The 19,630-nt window shown below is 40.4% G+C and carries 8 protein-coding genes; 7 read left to right on the forward strand and 1 reads right to left on the reverse strand.

What is annotated here, in order from left to right:
* Positions 1-311: 311 nt before the first annotated feature.
* The 7 genes from XM47_RS18720 to XM47_RS10795 are packed head-to-tail and all read left to right on the forward strand — an operon-like array spanning position 312 to position 18,801.
* Positions 312-5,429: a carboxypeptidase regulatory-like domain-containing protein gene (locus tag XM47_RS18720; protein ID WP_053084546.1), complete on the forward strand. Its 5,118-nt coding sequence runs from the start codon at positions 312-314 to the stop codon at positions 5,427-5,429.
* Positions 5,430-5,439: 10 nt separating this feature from the next.
* On the forward strand, positions 5,440-6,057 hold the full coding sequence (locus tag XM47_RS10770) for a PTS sugar transporter subunit IIA (RefSeq protein ID WP_245623453.1): 618 nt from the start codon (positions 5,440-5,442) through the stop codon (positions 6,055-6,057).
* Positions 6,050-6,610: a hypothetical protein gene (locus XM47_RS10775; RefSeq protein WP_048692381.1), complete on the forward strand. Its 561-nt coding sequence runs from the start codon at positions 6,050-6,052 to the stop codon at positions 6,608-6,610. The genes XM47_RS10770 and XM47_RS10775 overlap by 8 nt, the downstream gene beginning before the upstream one ends.
* A 2-nt stretch (positions 6,611-6,612) precedes the next feature.
* Complete coding sequence (locus XM47_RS10780; protein ID WP_048692383.1) at positions 6,613-7,080, forward strand: hypothetical protein; 468 nt, start codon at positions 6,613-6,615, stop codon at positions 7,078-7,080.
* Positions 7,081-7,097: 17 nt separating this feature from the next.
* On the forward strand, positions 7,098-17,429 hold the full coding sequence (locus XM47_RS10785) for an Ig-like domain-containing protein (protein WP_048692384.1): 10,332 nt from the start codon (positions 7,098-7,100) through the stop codon (positions 17,427-17,429).
* A gap of 58 nt (positions 17,430-17,487) precedes the next feature.
* A complete protein-coding gene (locus XM47_RS10790; RefSeq protein ID WP_048692386.1) occupies positions 17,488-17,922 on the forward strand; it encodes a hypothetical protein in 435 nt (144 codons plus the stop codon).
* A 15-nt stretch (positions 17,923-17,937) separates the two neighbouring features.
* Positions 17,938-18,801, forward strand: a complete 864-nt coding sequence (locus XM47_RS10795) for a thioredoxin fold domain-containing protein (RefSeq protein ID WP_216595983.1) — start codon at positions 17,938-17,940, stop codon at positions 18,799-18,801.
* A 246-nt stretch (positions 18,802-19,047) separates the two neighbouring features.
* On the opposite strand, the gene XM47_RS10800 is transcribed toward XM47_RS10795, so the two are convergent.
* On the reverse strand, positions 19,048-19,413 hold the full coding sequence (locus XM47_RS10800; RefSeq protein ID WP_149865497.1) for a hypothetical protein: 366 nt from the start codon (positions 19,411-19,413) through the stop codon (positions 19,048-19,050).
* Positions 19,414-19,630: the final 217 nt, after the last annotated feature.

Consider the following 19,630-nt stretch of genomic DNA (forward strand, 5'->3'; position numbering starts at 1 on the left):
ATCACTTGGCTATAACTTTAGCTAATAAACTTTAGTTGTTTGAACTGATTTTCTTGTGAGCGTTTTCATTTTTACTTTACATTCTCAATTTTGATCAATTCGTTCTAACACTAAATTAATCTGGAATATGATTCTTCAGGTGAAGTCATTTACCTTTGTTAAAATTGTTTGCATGAAGTTGGTAATGTTGTGGCATTAAAATAAAACAATAAAACTCTTCTGCCGAGTTTTATTGTTTTATTCAGCTGAACAATACATGTTTCAACACATTGTAAGGTTGCTTGCAGCCATAACTAATGTTGGAGTGCGTGATGTTGTGCGGAAAAAACTATCAACGCTGGCTTCAAGGGTGTTTACTTGTAACCACTCTGCTGTTACCCGCCTGTAGTAAAAATGACAATGACCCTGAAAGTTCCACCAATCAATCACCTAGCGTCTCGATAACGGGTAATGCACAAGTTACCGAAGGTGACTCGTTAACCTTGCAAGCAAACGCGCTCGATACGGATGGCACAATTAGCAGTTATCAATGGTCACTGCAAAGTGGCAGCGGGGTTACTTTAGGGGCTAACACGGCTAGCTCATTAATCATAAATACGGAAGATATTACTGCTGATACGGATGTCATCGTCTCGGTAACAGTTACCGATAATAATGGCGCTACAGCAAGTGATAGTCACTCATTTACCGTTAAACGCATTACCAGTTCTTTAACGTTAATGGGCATGGTAACCGACCAACCGCTACCAAACGCGTTAGTTAAAATTACCATAGGCACTGATACGTTTGAGGTGCAAACGGGTAGCGATGGTAGCTATTCTATTTTATTAGAAGTTGATCAAGCCAATGTTAACAAGCTGGTTAAACTGGTTGCTGAAGGTAATCCAACTACGCATCCAGGTGTTGTATTCGTTTCGCAATTACCTGCATTTAATACACTAAGCACTCAAGCGGGTGAAGATGGCATTTTAACTGAAGAAGAAAATTTCTCTATTAATATCACCAATGTGACCACGGCAGAAGCAGCTTTATTACAACGTGCAAATCAAGGGGAAGACGTAACAACAGAAACTCAGTTAAACCAATTACTCAGCCAACAAAATGTAACCGATAAACTCAAATTATCAGCGTTAATCAAATTAGTGGTTGATGACGCTAATTATGATTTACCCAATGGGGTAGCAGATACATTAGTCTTGGTGGTGGATTCGGTGAATCAGCAAAACTTTGAAGCTTTTGTAAATAGCCAAGATGCGAACTTATTAACCGCGACAATCGAAGTGATAGTGCAAGACGAAAACTTGGTGAAAATTGGCGGTGAAAATCAAGATTTTGATAATGATGGTGTATTAGATGTGGTCGATGCTTTTCCGTTTGATCCAAACGAATCGGTTGATACCGATATGGACGGTAAAGGTAATAATGCTGATACCGACGATGATAACGACCAAGTCGCCGATGTAGATGATGCTTTTCCACTTGATCCAAACGAATCTATTGACACCGATATGGACGGTACAGGGAATAACGCTGATACAGACGATGATAACGACCAAGTCGCCGATGTAGACGATGCTTTTCCACTTGATCCAAACGAATCAGTTGATACCGATATGGATGGCACAGGTAATAATGCCGATACTGACGATGATAACGACCAAGTCGCTGATGTTGATGACGCCTTTCCGCTAGATGCAAATGAATCGGTTGATACCGATATGGATGGTACAGGTAATAATGCAGATACTGATGATGATAATGACCAAATTGCCGATGTAGTCGATGCTTTTCCTCTAGATCCAAACGAATCGGTTGATACCGATATGGACGGTACAGGAAATAACGCCGATACCGACGATGATAACGACCAAGTCGCCGATGTAGATGATGCTTTTCCGCTTGATCCAAACGAATCAATTGATACTGACATGGATGGTACAGGTAATAACGCCGATACCGACGATGATAACGACCAAGTTGCTGATGTAGACGATGCTTTTCCACTTGATCCAAACGAATCGGTTGATACCGATATGGATGGTACAGGTAATAATGCAGATACTGATGATGATAATGACCAAGTCGCCGATGTAGATGATGCTTTTCCACTAGATCCAAACGAATCGGTTGATACCGATATGGACGGTACAGGAAATAACGCCGATACTGACGATGATAATGACCAAGTTGCTGATGTAGACGATGCTTTTCCACTAGATCCAAACGAATCAATTGATACTGACATGGACGGTACAGGAAATAACGCCGATACTGACGATGATAATGACCAAATTGCTGATGTTAATGATGCTTATCCATTGATTTCGATTGGTGATTTAGTCGATACAGATAAAGACGGTATTCCAGACGATTGTGATCAAGCTTGTATCGATTTAGGCATGATGGCGGATGAAGACGATGACGGTAATGGTATTCCTGATGTTGATGAAGTCGACCAAGTTGCGGTGCAAATCTTAACCCCAGAGTCGTTAATTACTGTTGGTACATCACCGATTACTGTTGCTGGTAGTGTGTCATCAGATGCAACTATTAGTCTAAATGGCGTTAACATTACTAACGACAATGGTAATTTTAGTGGCGAAGTCGCCCTAAAAGAAGGTTCAAATACCATTGAAGCGCGTGCGGTTCGAGGTACTCAAATTCAAACCGATACAATTTCAGTTTCACTGGATAAAACCCCGCCTTACTTAACCATAGATTCACATCAAGATCAGCAAACCGTTTACACCAGCAGCATTACGGTGACAGGGTTAGTAAATGACATAGTGCGTGGCACAATTGAAGAAAGCCAAGCGAATGTAACAGTAAATGGTACAGCGGCCAGCATTCAAAATCGAAGTTATTCGGCTACTAATATCAGCTTACAAGAGGGTACGAACACCATTACGGTTAGTGGTGCTGATCAGGTTGGAAATACCAGCAGTGTTGAAATTGATTTGGTTTATCAAGTCTTGCTAGGTAAACGCATTGAACTGGAAAGTGGCGATGGTCAAGACGCGATTATTAACAATACCTTGAATGACCCTCTGGTTGTTCAAGTGTTAGACGACAACAACGAACCTGTGCAAGATGCCGCTGTGGTATTTAGGGTTGCTCAAGGCTCTGGTGCAGTTGCCGTTGGTACAGAAAATCAAGGCCGTGCTGTAGTGGTCGATAGTGACGAAAATGGTATGGCATCAACCCAATTTAAACTAGGTGCAAGAACAGGAGTGAACAACCATAAAGTTACCGCAGCTGTGGTGGGTTATACAGGTAATGTAACTTTTAGCGCATCGGCAAATGGTCAAATTGGTAACAAACTTAGTGTTAATTCGGGCAATAATCAACGCGGTGCCGTGGGGAATATATTACCAGAAGCGTTAGTGGTTGTAGTAACTGATTCTGGCGCCAATGTGGTTTCAAACGCGCGAGTGAAATTTGTCGTGACGAAAGGTAATGGTGTGTTTTCGACAAATAGCACCACCACAGTTGAAAAACTCACTGATTCTGATGGTCGCGCTTCTGTTGCGTATAAATTAGGTACGCTCACAGGCATTGATGCCCAGCGTATTACCGCCACTTTAATTGATGCGCCAGAAGGGCAGGTTATAACCGCAGGCTTCAGCGCAACTGCGTTTGTGCCAGCTGATCCTGGTCAGACCACAATTACAGGCGTGGTATTAGATAACCAAGAAACACCCATTCCAAACGTAACGATTCGCGTTGAAGATAGCACTCGTGAAGCGGTGACGAATGAAAATGGTCGTTTTGTCATTACCCAAGCGCCCGTTGGTCCTGTGCATTTAATTGCAGATGGATCAACCACCACTGTTGAAGGTGAATTTCCATCATTGGGTTACAATTTAGTCACTGTTGCGGGGGTCGCTAATCCATTATCTGCGCCTATTTATATGGTGAAACTCGATACTGAAAATGCGGTTTATGCAGGTAATGAGGATGTGAGTTTAACTCTAGATGAATTCCCTGGTTTTAAATTAGACATTAAAAAAGACTCGGTGACTTTCCCTGATGGTAGCCGTCAAGGGTTAATTTCGGTTACACCGGTTAACGCTGGTACTGTGCCTATGGCACCGCCAAACGGTATGCAACCTCAATTTATTGTCACCATTCAACCAACAGGCACTAAATTTGATCCGCCAGCTAAACTCACTTTACCGAACGTTGATGCCCATCAAGCGGGCGCTCAAGTCGAAATGTACTCGTTCGACCATGATTTAGAAGAATTTGTTGCAGTTGGTTTAGGTACTGTCAGTGAAGATGGCACAGTGGTGGTTTCTAATCCAGGGGTTGGGGTAATAAAAGCGGGTTGGCATTGTGGCTCGCAACCAGGTGGTCAATCTTGTGCGCATAACTGCCCAATTTGTCAGGATTGCGATGGTGAATGTAACTGCGTGCCTGCTGAAGGTGATCCTAGATTGGCGGGGATGGATCAAGAAGGCGATTGTAAAAAACCAGAATGCCAGGAAGGTTCACTAGCAAGGGTAAATGATGATGCTGATGTACCAGAGGATGAAGAGACTGGCGATTGTAAATCACCGGCATGTGAAAATGGCACTGTGACCGAAGTAGTTGATAATTCAGACGAAAGTTTATGCACTACTTGCGGCGAAAATGGCCCAGAACCTAAACCAGACGGCCATGTGCCACCTGAAGATAAATGTATTGTTTGTGAAGACGGTAAAGAAACTAAAAAACCAGATAACGAAATTAGCAGCACTTCCATTACCTTTAACGGCGTTAAAAACTTTATTGCTGATGTGAATAAGGTGCTCGACTTTTTAGGCGCTGACCGAAAAATTCCAGAAATCGCGTTATCACTGAGTAACAGCGTTAAAGAAGTATGTTGTACCCAACTTAATGGCGAAATGACCCGTGAAGAAAAAGACGAGGGTACGGTTATTTTCCCTCGTTGGAGTTATGCATGGACACCAACTATCCCACCTTGGTCTGGCGACTACACATTTGAAGTGTTAGGCCGCTCAATTGGTATTGCTTACGGTGTTCGGTTTGAAGTCGGGTTTGATGGAAAATTTAGCATTAACCGTACTAAACGTGAATGCCAAGGTGATAACTGTTGGGGTGGTGAAGTCAAAGGCGACTTAGGTGTTGGTGGTGGTCCATTTGGTAGCGTGCCAAATCCAGGTTCGTCGCCAACCGAATGTGGTCCACCTAATGATAAACGACCATGTGACATCATTAGAATTGAAGGTAAAATCAAAACTGGTATTAATATTCAAGCTGGAGTGAATTGTGAAAAAGTCACAGGTGGTATTGGCCACAACGGGGTTTCTGCTGAAGCAACCATAATCGTGGCTGAAGGCTCATGGGTTGAAACAGGCGGCAGTACAAGTATTCAATTGGTTAATTCTGGCAGCATTGCCACCATAGATATTCCGTTACCAAATTAAGGAGCAAAGAGTGACTCTAAAAAGTAAGCACGCTTGGTTGAATGTGATTTGTTTAATCTTATTCAGTTTCTCATTATCTGCTCAGCAAACTTTTTGGGCGATGCCAACCTTTGACGTTGGTGAAGCTAAAGAGGGGGTGATTAGTGTTGAGCAGGTTTTTCATTATGAATTATTTCAGCCAAAACAAGGGTATGAAAAAGTGCGTTTGGTACAACGTAAATATGCTTCGTTATCTTCTGCTGAAGAAGCCTTTGTTGCTCGAATGTCAGCAATTGCGTCCCTTGATTATCAGTGGTGGTTAGATACTTGGGAAGTCGACTCGAAACAATTAGCGCTGAATTATTATGCCAACAAAGGGTTAGACCAAACTTACTGGTTAGATACTTGGCAGAAACAATTCGTCGGTCGAAAAATCACCTATAAACAAAAAATCGTGTTACCTGAACATACCATCATTATTTATAACGTTGCTGCGCCAAACGGCAAACCTGGTCCGATTGATTTACCTGTGGTGTTTGAACAGGCAAAACAAGAATGGTTGGTTAGTTTAGATTTACGTCGCGCACCATTATTACGCTATAGCCCATGGATAAAAGGCTTGGATAAAAAGGAGATAGTGTATGAGTAAATTTATGCGTAACAGGGTTCGCCTGTTTATAACCTTATTAGTTAGCTTTCCTTTGGTGGTGTCGGCTGCTACTAGTCGTTTTGAAGAGCAAGGCGAACGCTCATTTACCCTAGTTGAACATTATAAATATCATCGTATGCAATACAAAGACGCTTTGATTAAACAATTTTATGAGCAAAGACGAGATGCAAATGAAGGTGCAGATCGTCAATTAATCCAATTTATTTCGGCGTTACGCAAAGATAATTTTGATTGGTGGTTAAGTAATTGGAACCAAAATACTCAAGTAGATTGGCAGCAGAAAACAGAGCTTAAAAAAGCCCGTCGAGTTTATAACTACTGGCGTGCAACCGTAACTAAACAATCGTCTGTGCGACTTAAAGATTACATTTTAATTGGACAATACGTGTTGGTTGGGGTGCAGATTGATAACGAATATCACTTGCTACCATTTGAATTAGAAAACGGATATTGGCGAATTGATCAGGCGTATATGAATGCGGTGTTTTTCCAAAAATTGAAACAGCGATTAGATGCTGAGTTGGCTAATTAAGTATGGCAAAAATTTTATATCAATCAGACGATAAATTGGTCATTTCCGCCTTTCCAAAATGTATCGCATTGGTGGTTGCGGCTTTTTTAGTGGCGTTTTGGCTAGCCGCCGCAACCAAAGAAGAAAGTTTAAAACTAGCCGATTATTTAATTTTTAATGGCGTTTGTTTAGTGGTGTTGGCAATACAAAGAAGCCGCAAAGTGATTTTTGACAAGCGTAGTCATTCGGTTGTGATTCATAACCGATTTTTATGGATGAAATCGGAAGATTGGTTTGCATTAAAAGATGTTAGCCAAGTGGAAATGGTTTATGGCAAGGGGGGCAGGTATGCCAAGGGTGGTGCAGTTTACTTGCATGTGAAAGATAAACAAAAGGCGATTGTCGATTCTGATATTTGTTTTGGTAATGTTCAGCGTAATATCAGAATTAAAAACGAAATTGCAGAGTGGTTGAAGTTGAATGTAACCTAAAACTATGGTGTCAGCTAATGAAAAACTTTATCCAGACTGGACGAATACTGCTAGCAACCTGCTTTTTAAGCGGTGCTTTGGCATCTTCAGCTAAAGCTGAAGAGCTGGATGAAAACTGTGTGGTCAATATTTTAAATAGAACCATACAGGTAGCAGAAAATGGTGGCTGGTCACTGCCAAATGTTCCTTCAAATCAAGGTGCGGTGAGAGCGCGTGCAACTTGTGAGGGTGAAGATGGAGCGACTTCATCTGGGCAGTCGGGGTATTTTAATTTACTTACGAATGGCATTACTCGAGTTGGTGAAATTCAGTTTGTTGAACAAGAGCCTGTGCCTGTTCGCATTAGTTTTTTAACCACAATTCAAATCAACTTAACCGCGTTAGGCCAAACTTATCAACTGGATGTAACCGCCGAATATCCCAATGGCATGATAGATAATGTAACCCCTTCTACTTCAGGTATTAATTACACCAGTTCTAACGCAGCGATTGCGAATGTTAACGCCAACGGTTTAATTTCTGCGGTGGGAAGTGGTAATGCATTAATTACCGCTAGTAAAGATGGCCAAGTTGCGACTCGTTTAGTTCGAGTGAGTTTTACTGGCGACCAAGATGGAGATGGTTTGCCTGATGATTATGAAACCGCGAATGGTTTAGATCCAAATGACCCAGCCGATGCATTTGAAGATAGAGATAACGACGGTTTAAGTGCGTTAGATGAATACCTTTCTGGTACTGACTTAAATTCAGCCGATACCGACGGCGATGGTATTCAAGATGGTGAAGAAATTCAGTCTGGTCAGGATGGTTTTATTACCAATGCATTACTTGCCGATTCCGACGGTGATGGTTTATCTGATTTTATTGAAGTTACTTTAGGTTCTTCGCCAAATGATAGTGCTGATGCCGATTATGAAAATGCGGTGAGCGCAATTAGTGTTTCACCTGCCAGCGTAGTGATGACGTTTAATGGCATCGACAGTGAAGTCAGCACTCAATTGACCGTAACCGCAACCTTAATTGATAACACCACATTAGATGTTACTGCAAAATCAAACGGTACTAATTATCAATCAAGTGATTTAGCCACTGTTAGCTTTGGTTTAACTGACGGCCAAATATTTGGTAGCGCAGAAGGTAATGCGATAGTAACTGTGAGTTTATTTGAATTATCAGCCGAAGTACCTGTAACCGTTGAGAGTTTCCAACCAGCGGGTATTTCGTCATTATCCTTTAGTGGTACCGCTTACGATAATGATGTACAGGGAAACTATGTATATATCGCTGCAGGTGGCTCTGGTTTACATATAGTGGATACCAGCGATAAGCAAAATCCAGAGGTAATTACAACGTTAGCAACCAGTGGCACAGCGCGTGATGTTAAAGTGGTTGGCGCTTATGCGTTTGTTGCTGTTGCTAATAATGGTTTAGATATTATTAATGTTAGTGATGTAAACCAACCCAGCTTAGTTAGCAATATAGTCACGAATGGCACAGCGGTAGACCTAGCTGCGCAGAATAACCATATCTTTGTTGCTAATGATAATGGCGGCTTTGAGATTATTAATGTTGAAGATGTGAGCGCGCCATTCAGCGTCGCTAAATTTGATAATTTAGGCCGTATTATTAGTGTTGATGTTTCAAACGATAGAGCGGTTGTCGCTAATAGTTCAGCTGTGATTGTATTAGATATTAGTGACTTAACCTCACCCATGCGGTTAGGCAGTATTAATATTGGTAATATTCGTGCTGTGGTGATGGACGGCGATTATGCTTATGTTGCTTGTTATACCTGTGGTTACAAAGTAATTAATATCAGTGATCCAATGCGACCAACCATTGTTGGTGGCGATACTCGCTTTTATCCATCAGATGTTGAGTTAACTAATGGTTTTGCTTTTTTTAGCGATATTTTATTTGTTAATGCCGTGCCTTTCGTTAATATCGTAGATCCTGAAAATTCAATTTTCCAAGGCATTATTGATATTCGCCAGTTTGGTGATCGCGATGCGAATTCGTTATCAATTGATGCGGGTTTTGTTTATTCAACCGCGAGCAATCGGTTATACATTTCACAATATCGAATTTTAAACGATAACCAAGGCGTACCACCAAGCGTTTCAATACTGTCACCACCTGACGGTGATGTTGTGGTAGAAGGCAGCCGCATTTTAGTTCGAGCAGAAGCCAGTGATGATATTGCTGTTGCCACTGTGCAAGTTAGAGTAAATGGCACCATAGTCGCGTCAGATACTACTCGCCCTTACGAAGTCCCCATTACTGTTCCCGCTGGTATTACTAGCATGAATATTTTGGTTGAAGGCATAGATTTTGGTAACAACATTGGTGATGATATTGCGTTATTAACGGTTGAACCGGATGAAGATAATGATGGCTTAGGCGATAACGAAGAAGTTTTCACTTTTAATACAGATCCTGAAGATCCAGATACAGATAAAGATGGTTTATTAGATGGCATTGAAGTTGAACTAGGCACTGATCCACTTGATACCGATTCAGATGATGATGGTTTGTCAGATGGTGATGAAGTCAGCGCGGGTACAGATCCACTTAACCCAGATGTTACCCCGCCAGAGGTAAGTTCGGTTTCACCTGCCGATGCCTCAACAGAAATTTGTGAAAATACCAATATTAGCGTGGTATTTAATGAAGCGATATTACGTAAATCTTTAATCAATGAAAGCATTAAATTAATTGCAGAAGACACCAGTGTTTTAGTTGGTGCGCAAAGCTTGGTGACCAATAATACTGAGCTAGTATTTAACCCAACCGAGATATTAGCGGATAACTCGAGTTACACAGTTGAAGTCAGTGGGGTACGTGATGAAGCGGGTAATCCACTCGCTGCCACTTTTACGTCAACATTCACGACAGGTAATTGTGTGGATGAAGATAGACCGAGTTTAATTGATATCAGTCCTGTTAATGGTTCGAGCAATATTCCTGTCAATGCGGTAATTACCGCTATTTTAAGCGAACCAATAGATCCTGTTTCGGTTACCGAAGAAAGCATGTATGTAGTTGACCAATCTAGCGGTCAACGCATTGGAGGCATTTTAGATATTGCTGAAAATAACTCTGCAATTTCGTTTATCCCAAATGTGCCTCTATTAGTTGGTCGTCGACATTACGTTTACCTAACCAGTGCGATTAAAGATACCTTTAACAACCCGTTTATTGGTACATCACGTTGGTTTGATACCTCATTTGATACCGATGGTGCAGGGCCGCAAGTGGTATCGACTTCTATGCTTGATGAAGCGACTAACATTCCAGTGAATGCATTGCCTGCTGTACGGTTTAGTGAAGCAATTAATGCTCTATATTTAACTGATATTCAATTATTAGATTCGGTTGGTGCAAGCGTGGCTGTGAGTCGTTCATTAAGTAACGACAGACGGCGCGTGGTGTTATCGCCAGTACAAACACTTACTGCGAATGAAAGTTATACCTTATGGATTGATGGCGTTCAGGATCTCAGTGGTAATTTATTAGCCAACCCTGTTGAAGTTAATTTCACAACAGGCGAAGAAGCTGACACCAGTACAGGTTCGTCAATTCGTTGGAGCATTCCAAATAATGCTAAAAATGTTGCACGTAATCCTTTATTAACGGTCGACTTATCTGAAGCAATTGATCCAACCACAATTAACAGCAGTAGTTTTTACTTGCACGACAGTTCGGCTAATCGTTCAATTGCGGGACAAAGCGTGTTATCGCAAGATGGCACAAGACTGACCTTTATTCCAAATGAACCACTACGCGAAGATCATTTATTCTATTTTTATGTTGGTTATAGCCCGTACTTAACTGATTTATCAGGTAATTTGGTTGCGCAAAATAATTATCATTATTTTTATACGGGTCGAGACCTTGATAACGAAACTATTAGTGTTTCCGCCAGTAATTTAGGTTTAGGTAACGACCAAGTGCCAATTAATACTCGCTTGATTATATATATGGACCAAATTATTAGTGATAGTTGTCCGCTTGCCGATGCGGTGAGCTTAATGACAGGTGAAACTGAAATTGAGATGACAGCTAGTTTAGCCAATGATCGCCGCACTATCACAATTAACCCAACTGAAAATTTAACGGGTTTAACTGAGTATAATTTAGCGATTAATGGTTTATGTGATTATGCAGGCAATGCTTCTGAAAGTTATCAACTTAGCTTTACCACATTAGATACCACAGATGTAGATAACTCAGGACCGAGCTTAGTTGAAATAACGCCAACTCATACCAGTACAGATGTGGGTGTAACCACTCAAGTGGTATTAACTTACGATGAAATTGTCGATGTGCGTTCCGCACCACCAATTAAAGGCGCAGGCATTACTGTACCTGGTAGTTATCAGGTTGTTGGTAATACCATTACCTTTACCCCTGATATTTTACTACCAGGCAGTACACGTTTTACAACTGAACTTTATTACAATGTACCTGATTTAGTCGGTAATACTCGTTATGGTGGCACTCGTTATTTTGATACTCAAAGTGTTGAAGATACAGATTCACCTAGTGTATTAGCGATTTCACCTGCGGATACTTCAACTGATATTCATCCAGCGCAAACTGTGGTAGTGAGCTTTAATGAACCAGTTGATTTAAGCACGCTCAACAGTGATAACTTAGCCTTATTCCACAACGGTAGCGTGTTAAATAGCAACATTACTCGCTCAGCTGATGGTCGTCAGGTCAGTTTATCTGCATCGTTACCGCATAACGCAATTATTTCGGTGGTGATGACTCATGGCATACAAGATTTAGCAGGCAATGCAATTACCCCATTGGTGAGTTCATTTACCACAGGAGTGGCTGATAGTGATACCACTCGTCCTCGTATTATTGCCCAAGTGCCAGTTAATGGTTCAAATGGTTGGACCGATATTAATGAAATTTATTTCTACACCAGTGAAGCGATAGATGAAAGCAGTTTGGCAGGAACATTTAACTTGGCTGAAAATGGGGTATTAGCGCAAGTTGAGATTGATCTGTTAGGTGATGGTCGCATCATTCGAGTGACCAAAGATACCCCATTTGTTGATGATGGCTTAATTCAAGTTTACTGGAGCAGTGAGGTTACTGATTTATCGGATAATCCACTCAATAACTACAATGGCTATTTTAATACTTCAAATAGTAATGATGGTTTAGGTATTCGTCCTAGAGTGGAAACTTTCTTCCCAACAGCTAATAGCAGTGGTACACCACTCAATGCAATTTTACTGACTCGCTTTAGCGAAGAAATGGATCTTGCTAGCTTCACCGAAGAAAGTGTCATTCTGTACAATGTCACTGATAATTGGAGCGTAATGGCAAGAACCATTACCTTAGATGAAACAGGCCGAATTGCGCAGGTTGTTGCAGACGAAGGTTTGGTGGTTGATAACCAATATTACCTCTGGTTCTCAACTGCACTACTGGATACAGATGGCGATAATTTACAAGGTAACTCGGCAACTTATTTTTATACCGATCCAGATTCGGTTGCTGATGATACTCAACCAACGGTTGAAATAATGAGTCCACCTGATGGTGAACTCAATGTTGGCACAAATGCTTGGTTTGCAACACGATTTAACGAGCAAATTAATCCAATTACGTTTGCGGTAGATAACGCGATTAATATCCAGTTTGCCGAAGATAATCGCACTGTACGTTACAATATGTTACAGCCGCTTGCTGCAGAAACTGAAGTGACACTGAATAGCCCAGCAATGACAGACCTTGCAGGCAATGCAACTGTTGGCAGCCAAGTTCAGTTTATGACAGCCAAGGGTCCTGATTTTAATCAACCTGATGTGCTTGATGTATCAGTGTTTAATAATCAACAAAATATTGCACTGAACAGTGTATTTGAATGGACCTTTAATGAGCCGATTGATCCAATTAGTGTGACTAGCTCAGGTGTGTATATTTACGACAATGTTGCAAGGGTTACCATTGCGAGCAGCTATGAATTAACTGCTGATGGTAAACGTCTGATTTTAATGCCAGACCAACCACTGTTAACGGGTCGCCAATATTATATTTACGCTTATTACATGCGCGATTTAGCGGGTAATAATTTAGGTAATCATTATCGTTATTTCACAACTGGGTTTGAAACGGATGTAACGGGTCCAGCTGTGCTAAATGCCAGCATTATTGATAACCAAACAGGCTTGCCAACTAATGTTCGTTTAAATGTGCGATTCAATGAAATGTTGAACCCGCTCGACTTATCAGGTATTAAATTAACTGATTCTGCTGGTGAAGTTGTGCCGAGCCAAATTAGTTTAAATCGTAGTCGTCAATTAGTGACTGTGATTCCGAAACAGTTATTAACACCAATGCAGGATTATTTACTAACGGTTGAAGGGGTATCTGATTTAAGTAATAACGAACAAGTTGAAAGTTTGATGCTTAACTTTACTACTGGCGAAACGGTTGATTTATCAAAATCTGGCGTCGTGCGTTGGAGCATTCCAAATAACACTAAAGGCGTATCTCTTAATCCAAACCTTGAAGTACACTTTGGCGAACCGATTGATAAAGCAACGATTGATGCGAGCACCTTCTATTTGCATGACAATAACGCAAATATAAGAGTGGCTGGTGATTGGAACTTATCAGACGATGGTAAAACCTTAAGATTTATTCCAGATGCAAATTTAAGAGCAAACCACTTACATTATTTATATGTTGGTTATAGTCCTTACTTAACTGATTATGCGGGTAATCTCATTGCTCAAAATAATTACCACTATTTCTATACGGGCGAAAGTGCTGATGAAACCGCGCCAGCAGTTGATCAAATTAGTGTGGTGGAAGGTGATCTAGATGTTCCTGTTAATGGTCGGGTGGTGATTAGATTATCCGAAGCTATTAGCGATACCTGCGTGATTGCACCTGCGTTTAGCTTAACTAGCTCAGGTGAAGCAGTGGCGATTAACGTGAATATGGAAAATGATAGAAGAACCTTGACAATTACAGGCCAACAAAACTTATCACCATCGACTGAATATCAATTAGTGGTAAATGGTTTATGCGATTATTCTGGTAATGAGTTGAGCCAAACTTTAGTTAACTTTACCACTTTAGCTTCTACTGAAGTTGACAGCACAGGGCCTAATTTATCGACAATTTCGCCTACTCATCAGGCAACTGAAGTTGCAGTTGATCTTGATGAAATAGTGATGACCTTTGATGAATCGGTTGATGCTCGCAGTAAACCGCCAATTACAGGTGGTGGTATTACTGTACCAGGTCAATACACAGTCATTGATAATATTATTAGTTTTACCCCTGCAATTAATTTAGCTGGCAATACACGTTACAGTATAGAGTTGTATTACAACGTACCGGATTTGGCGGGCAATGTGCGTTATTTAGGTACACGCTATTTTAATACTCAAGAAGCGGCCGATTCGGTTGCACCTACAGTGACTGCAATTTCACCTGCGGCTGATAGCCTTGATGTTAATCCTTCACACAGTGTGGTATTAACCTTTAGCGAACCAATGCAAGCCAATACCATTACCAATAAAAACATAGCGTTATACGCGAATGGTAGTGTGATTTCACCGAATCTGTTCCGTTCAGCTGATGGCCGTAATGTCACCGTTTCAGCTTCATTACCACATTCAAGCTTAGTCAGTTTAATTGTGACTGAAAATGTGCAGGATTTAGCTGGTAATGCTATTTCACCTTATATCAACTCATTTACCACAGGTACAATTAGCGATGATAATTCGCGACCAAGTATAGTGTCACAGATACCAACCAATGGTAGTTCTAACTGGATTGATTTATCTGAGATTATTTTATATGCCTCTGAGCCACTTGACCTCGCTAGTCTTTCGGAGGCGATAAAAGTAACTGATGATGGTGTTGTAATTGCGGTTGATGTGGCATTAGTTGGCGATGGTCGCACTATTCGTGTTACCCCTGAAGAGGGCAATTTCCCAGATTCAAGCCGTATTAGCTTACACCTAGATACTTCTGTGGTGGATAACTCAGGTAATGCATTACAAACCTATAATAGCTATGTAAATACTAGTGTGGCAACTGATGGCGTTGGTGCTCAACCAACCGCAGTTGCTTATCATCCAGTTAATGGTACTTCAGGTGTACCATTAAATGCGGTGTTAACTGCGCAGTTTACTGAGCCGTTAGACAGCAGCACATTTAATGCAGAGACCATCATTTTATATAATGTGACTGATAATTGGTCGATTCTTTCTAGCTCGGCAGAGTTAGATGCCAGCGGTACGATTATTCGAGTTACCCCAGATGCTGAGCTAGTGGCTGAAAATCAATATTACATTTGGTATTCAAATGCGATTAAAGATACGGATGGTGACAACTTACGCACTAATTATGCTACCTACTTTAATACAGGTGTTGATGCTGTGGTTGATGATAGGCAACCTATGATTACAGCAATTAATCCGCCTGATCAAGAAACTGGCGTTGGTATTAATGCCTTGTTCTCAGTACGCTTTGATGAACCAATGAATCCACTAACATTTGATTATGCTGATGGTGAAAATACCAGTGTGCAATTTAGTGAAAATAATCAAGTTGTAATTTATCGTAAATTATCACCACTGGCAGCTGAAACTGAACATACTGAAAACTTTGCTGGCATGTTAGATATGGCTGAAAATCAGGTGGTGGCTGATTCAACTACCTTTACCACTCTAAATGGTCCTGACTTTGTTAGACCACAATTATTAGATGTGGCTTACAGTAATAATCAGCAAAATGTGGCGTTGAATCCTGTGATTGAGTGGATATTTAACGAACCAATTGACCCTGTTAGTGTGACCAGCTCTGGGGTTTACATGTATAACAATACCACGCGTGAAACAATCGCTTCTAGTTCGCAATTATCGGCGGATGGCAAACGCTTAACCACAGTGCCAGATGAAGCATTAGATATGGCCAGCCAATATTATGTTTACGCTTATTACATGCGCGATTTAAGCGGTAATACACTAGGCAACCATTATCGTTACTTCACCACAGGTAGCGTAGCCGATGAAGTCGCACCAACAGTATCAAGCACTAGTGTGACAGATGGTGAAACGGGTATTCCTGTTAACCTAAGATTTAACGTTCGCTTTAGTGAACCATTAAATCCGTTAGTGGATAACGGTGTGAGTTTGAAAACGGCACAGGGAGTGGAGGTGCCAGTCAATTTATCACTATCACGTGGCCGTATGTTATTAACCATAGTGCCAAAACAATTGTTGGCTGCTGATACCGATTATCGTTTAACCATAACTGGGCTGGAAGATATTAGTGGTCATGCTATGGCGGAAGACTTAGTGATTAATTTCACCACCAGTGATACTGCTGATTTTTATACCAGTGGTGTCGCACATTGGAGCATTCCTAATAACAATACTCAAGGCGTGGCGTTGAATCCGCTATTGCAGATCCACTTTGCTGAGCGGGTGGATAAAACTACCATTGATGGTAATACTTTCTACTTATATGACAATACGGATAGGGTGACTGTGCCGAGTAGTTGGGATTTAACCTCGGACGGATTAACCCTAACTTTAACACCTGATGCGTTATTAACCGCAGAACATACCTATTATTTTTATGTGGGTTACAGCCCGTATTTGACCGATTTAGCGGGTAACCATATTGCACAAAATAACTATAAGTATTTTGTCACTGGCAATGTTACCGAAGCCGATGAAACCGCACCTAGTGTAAGCCGCAGTAATATTTCAACGGGTGAAGCCGATATGCCAGTTAATGGTCAAGTAGTGCTTGAAATGAGCGAACCGCTAAGTGGTGTATGTATTTTGGCCAATGGCGTTGAGCTAACCAGTTCGGGGGTGGATGTACCAAGCTCAATTAGTTTAAATAACCCACGTAATATTTTAACGGTTAAAGCAACATCGGGTTTTGCAACCGAAACTAGTTATTCATTAGCGTTAACCGATGTGTGTGATTATGCAGGTAATCAGTTAACTGATTACACGGTTAGTTTCACCACTTATGCAAATACTGGTAACGATACCAGTGGCCCAGCACTACAAACTATTACACCTGAACATAATAGTACAGGCGTAGATGTCACCAGTAATCTTGTATTAGTTTATGACGAAACTTTAGATTTACGTGCCGCACCTGTATTGAAAAATGGCTCAACAACTATTGCCGTTAGTTACACAGTAGATGGTAACCAAATTACCATTAATCCAACGGATGATTTAGATGCCGCCACTCAATACACACTTGAACTATACTATAACGTACCTGATCTCGTGGGTAATACCCGCTATGGCGGTACTCGAACATTTACCACGGCAGAGTGATGATTAGTTTAGATTTATTAGGTTAGGTTTATTAAGTTAGATTGAAAGGACAACTAAGATGAAACAACTCAAATCAATGTTAGTAGTTGTAATAAGCGCTTGTGTTGCTGTTTTGTTGTATCAGCTTTGGCCAGAACAGCAAGCAGCAGTGCAATTACCTGGCTTAATCAAAACGAAAGCGGTTGAAACTCAGCAGCCAACTTCGGTTGCTAAAACAATGAATAATACTGCTAGCGAAAAAACGCCTGCGGAAATATTAGATCAGGCTAATACATTGGATACAGCCGAAGCGTTAGCAACACAAATACAAATGGTCGCAGATAAACAAACTGAGATTGAAAATTTAATGGCAGATTTAAATGACAACCTCAGAGATAAAACCAAAAAACAGGAAATTGAACAACAAATTAGCCAAAAGCTAACGGAATATAATGAGCTGGTATTGCCTATTGCATTGCAGAAAATGCAACACAATAATTCACAGGCTCAGTAACCATTTATAATGGCTATGAATTTTAATATCGGCCATTTTCTTAAACTCACTTTGGTTGGTTTATTTATGTTTTGCTTGAGCAAAACTTTTGCTGTGCCATCGCAAACACTAACGGTTAAGCCGATTCCAGATTCGATTGAGCAACAAGCATTTTTACTCAATGGCTGGCGTGCTGACCGCCCCAATTTACTTATATTTAAAGATCCATTTTGTCCTTACTGTATAAAAGCAATTCCCAGACTAGATAAGTTAGTTGGGTACAATATTTACCTATTTTGGGCACCAATTTTAGGCAATGCGAGTAAACAAAGAACCTATGAGTTTTTTCATTGCGAGCGACCTGTCAGCGAAGCCATTTTGACTTCAGTCGCTCAGCGTAAAAAACCAGAATGTGACGGTGAGTTACAGCAAGATTTAGTTAACCAAAATAATTACTATGTCAGCATGTATCAAATTAACTCAGTGCCGAGTTTTTACTTACAAGGGCAACCAGTATCACTGGCGCGATTATTAAAGTACCAACAAAGTAAATCAGTTAGTGTAATGGGGGTTAAACCCGATTGGCAGCGGTTTGTAAAACTACAACAACTACCTGCATGGCAAGCGCAAAGCTTATTATTATTAGTTGCCAAACAAGACGTTAAACAAGCGGGGGAGTTAGTTGCTAAATACCAACCAGAATATTTAGTTACCGAAATAGAAGTACTACAACAACACCCAGAATTGCTGGGCTGCAAAGATAATACAGGGAAATGCTTTAATCAAAAAATCAAAAGCTACCAACAACAAAAAGAACTATTTATGTTGATGTTTGGCGACAAATTAAATTTTAAACAAAGTTTAGTGTTTGAGCATACGGGTAATTTTTTCAGTTTGTAGTTAATCAAATACCTCTGTTTATATTTTCAACTCCAAAAATTAAAATTGTGGTATGTTTTTCGCTGACATACTGAAAATCGCTAAAACGCGAAATGAATTTAATAAACGAGCACAAAAGTTAAATTCCAATACATGGTTAAAAACTACCAATTGGGGTGATTGAGTACGTTGAGCTCAGAGATGGATGGAAAAAAGTGCATTACCTAAACGGATAATCTGTTAGATGAAACGCCCTCGGCTACTCGATTATGTTTCAATTTTCTCTTTTTCAAACAAGCGAAATAAATATACAAAAGTTATAATCCCAGCTAAATATAAATAGCCATTATTGGAAATATCAATTTCATTTAAAGTTTCAACATGTAGATTTCTAGACTTGTTAAACAAGTAGAATACCCAAGCTAAAATGGCTCCTAAAACGATAAATACCATATATCTAGGAATTGAACGTTCTGCGTATTCATATTTAATCTCCTTTTTTGTCATTAATATAAGAGGAGATAAAAAGAAAACAAGCTGAATAAGTTGGCTGTTAGTTTCAGGAAAGTTATAACAATAAAGACACGCGCTTAAATTAATAACAAACCATAAATGCAATTTAAATTTACTCATAACCATCCATGAAACATAATGCTCGCCTAACCGGCGAAAAACAACCTGCATGACACGCCAACCCCAACCTGCATGACAACCTGCATGACAGGCATTGTTAAAAAATATAAATTACAATTACTTACGACTCATGTCTATTTATTTTTCATCTGTAATTTGACAAATCAACAATCCACTCCAAACTTAACTGTGTAAATAACCACGCATGACTATAAAC

The sequence above is a fragment of the Catenovulum maritimum genome (assembly GCF_001050375.1).
Lineage (GTDB): Bacteria > Pseudomonadota > Gammaproteobacteria > Enterobacterales > Alteromonadaceae > Catenovulum > Catenovulum maritimum.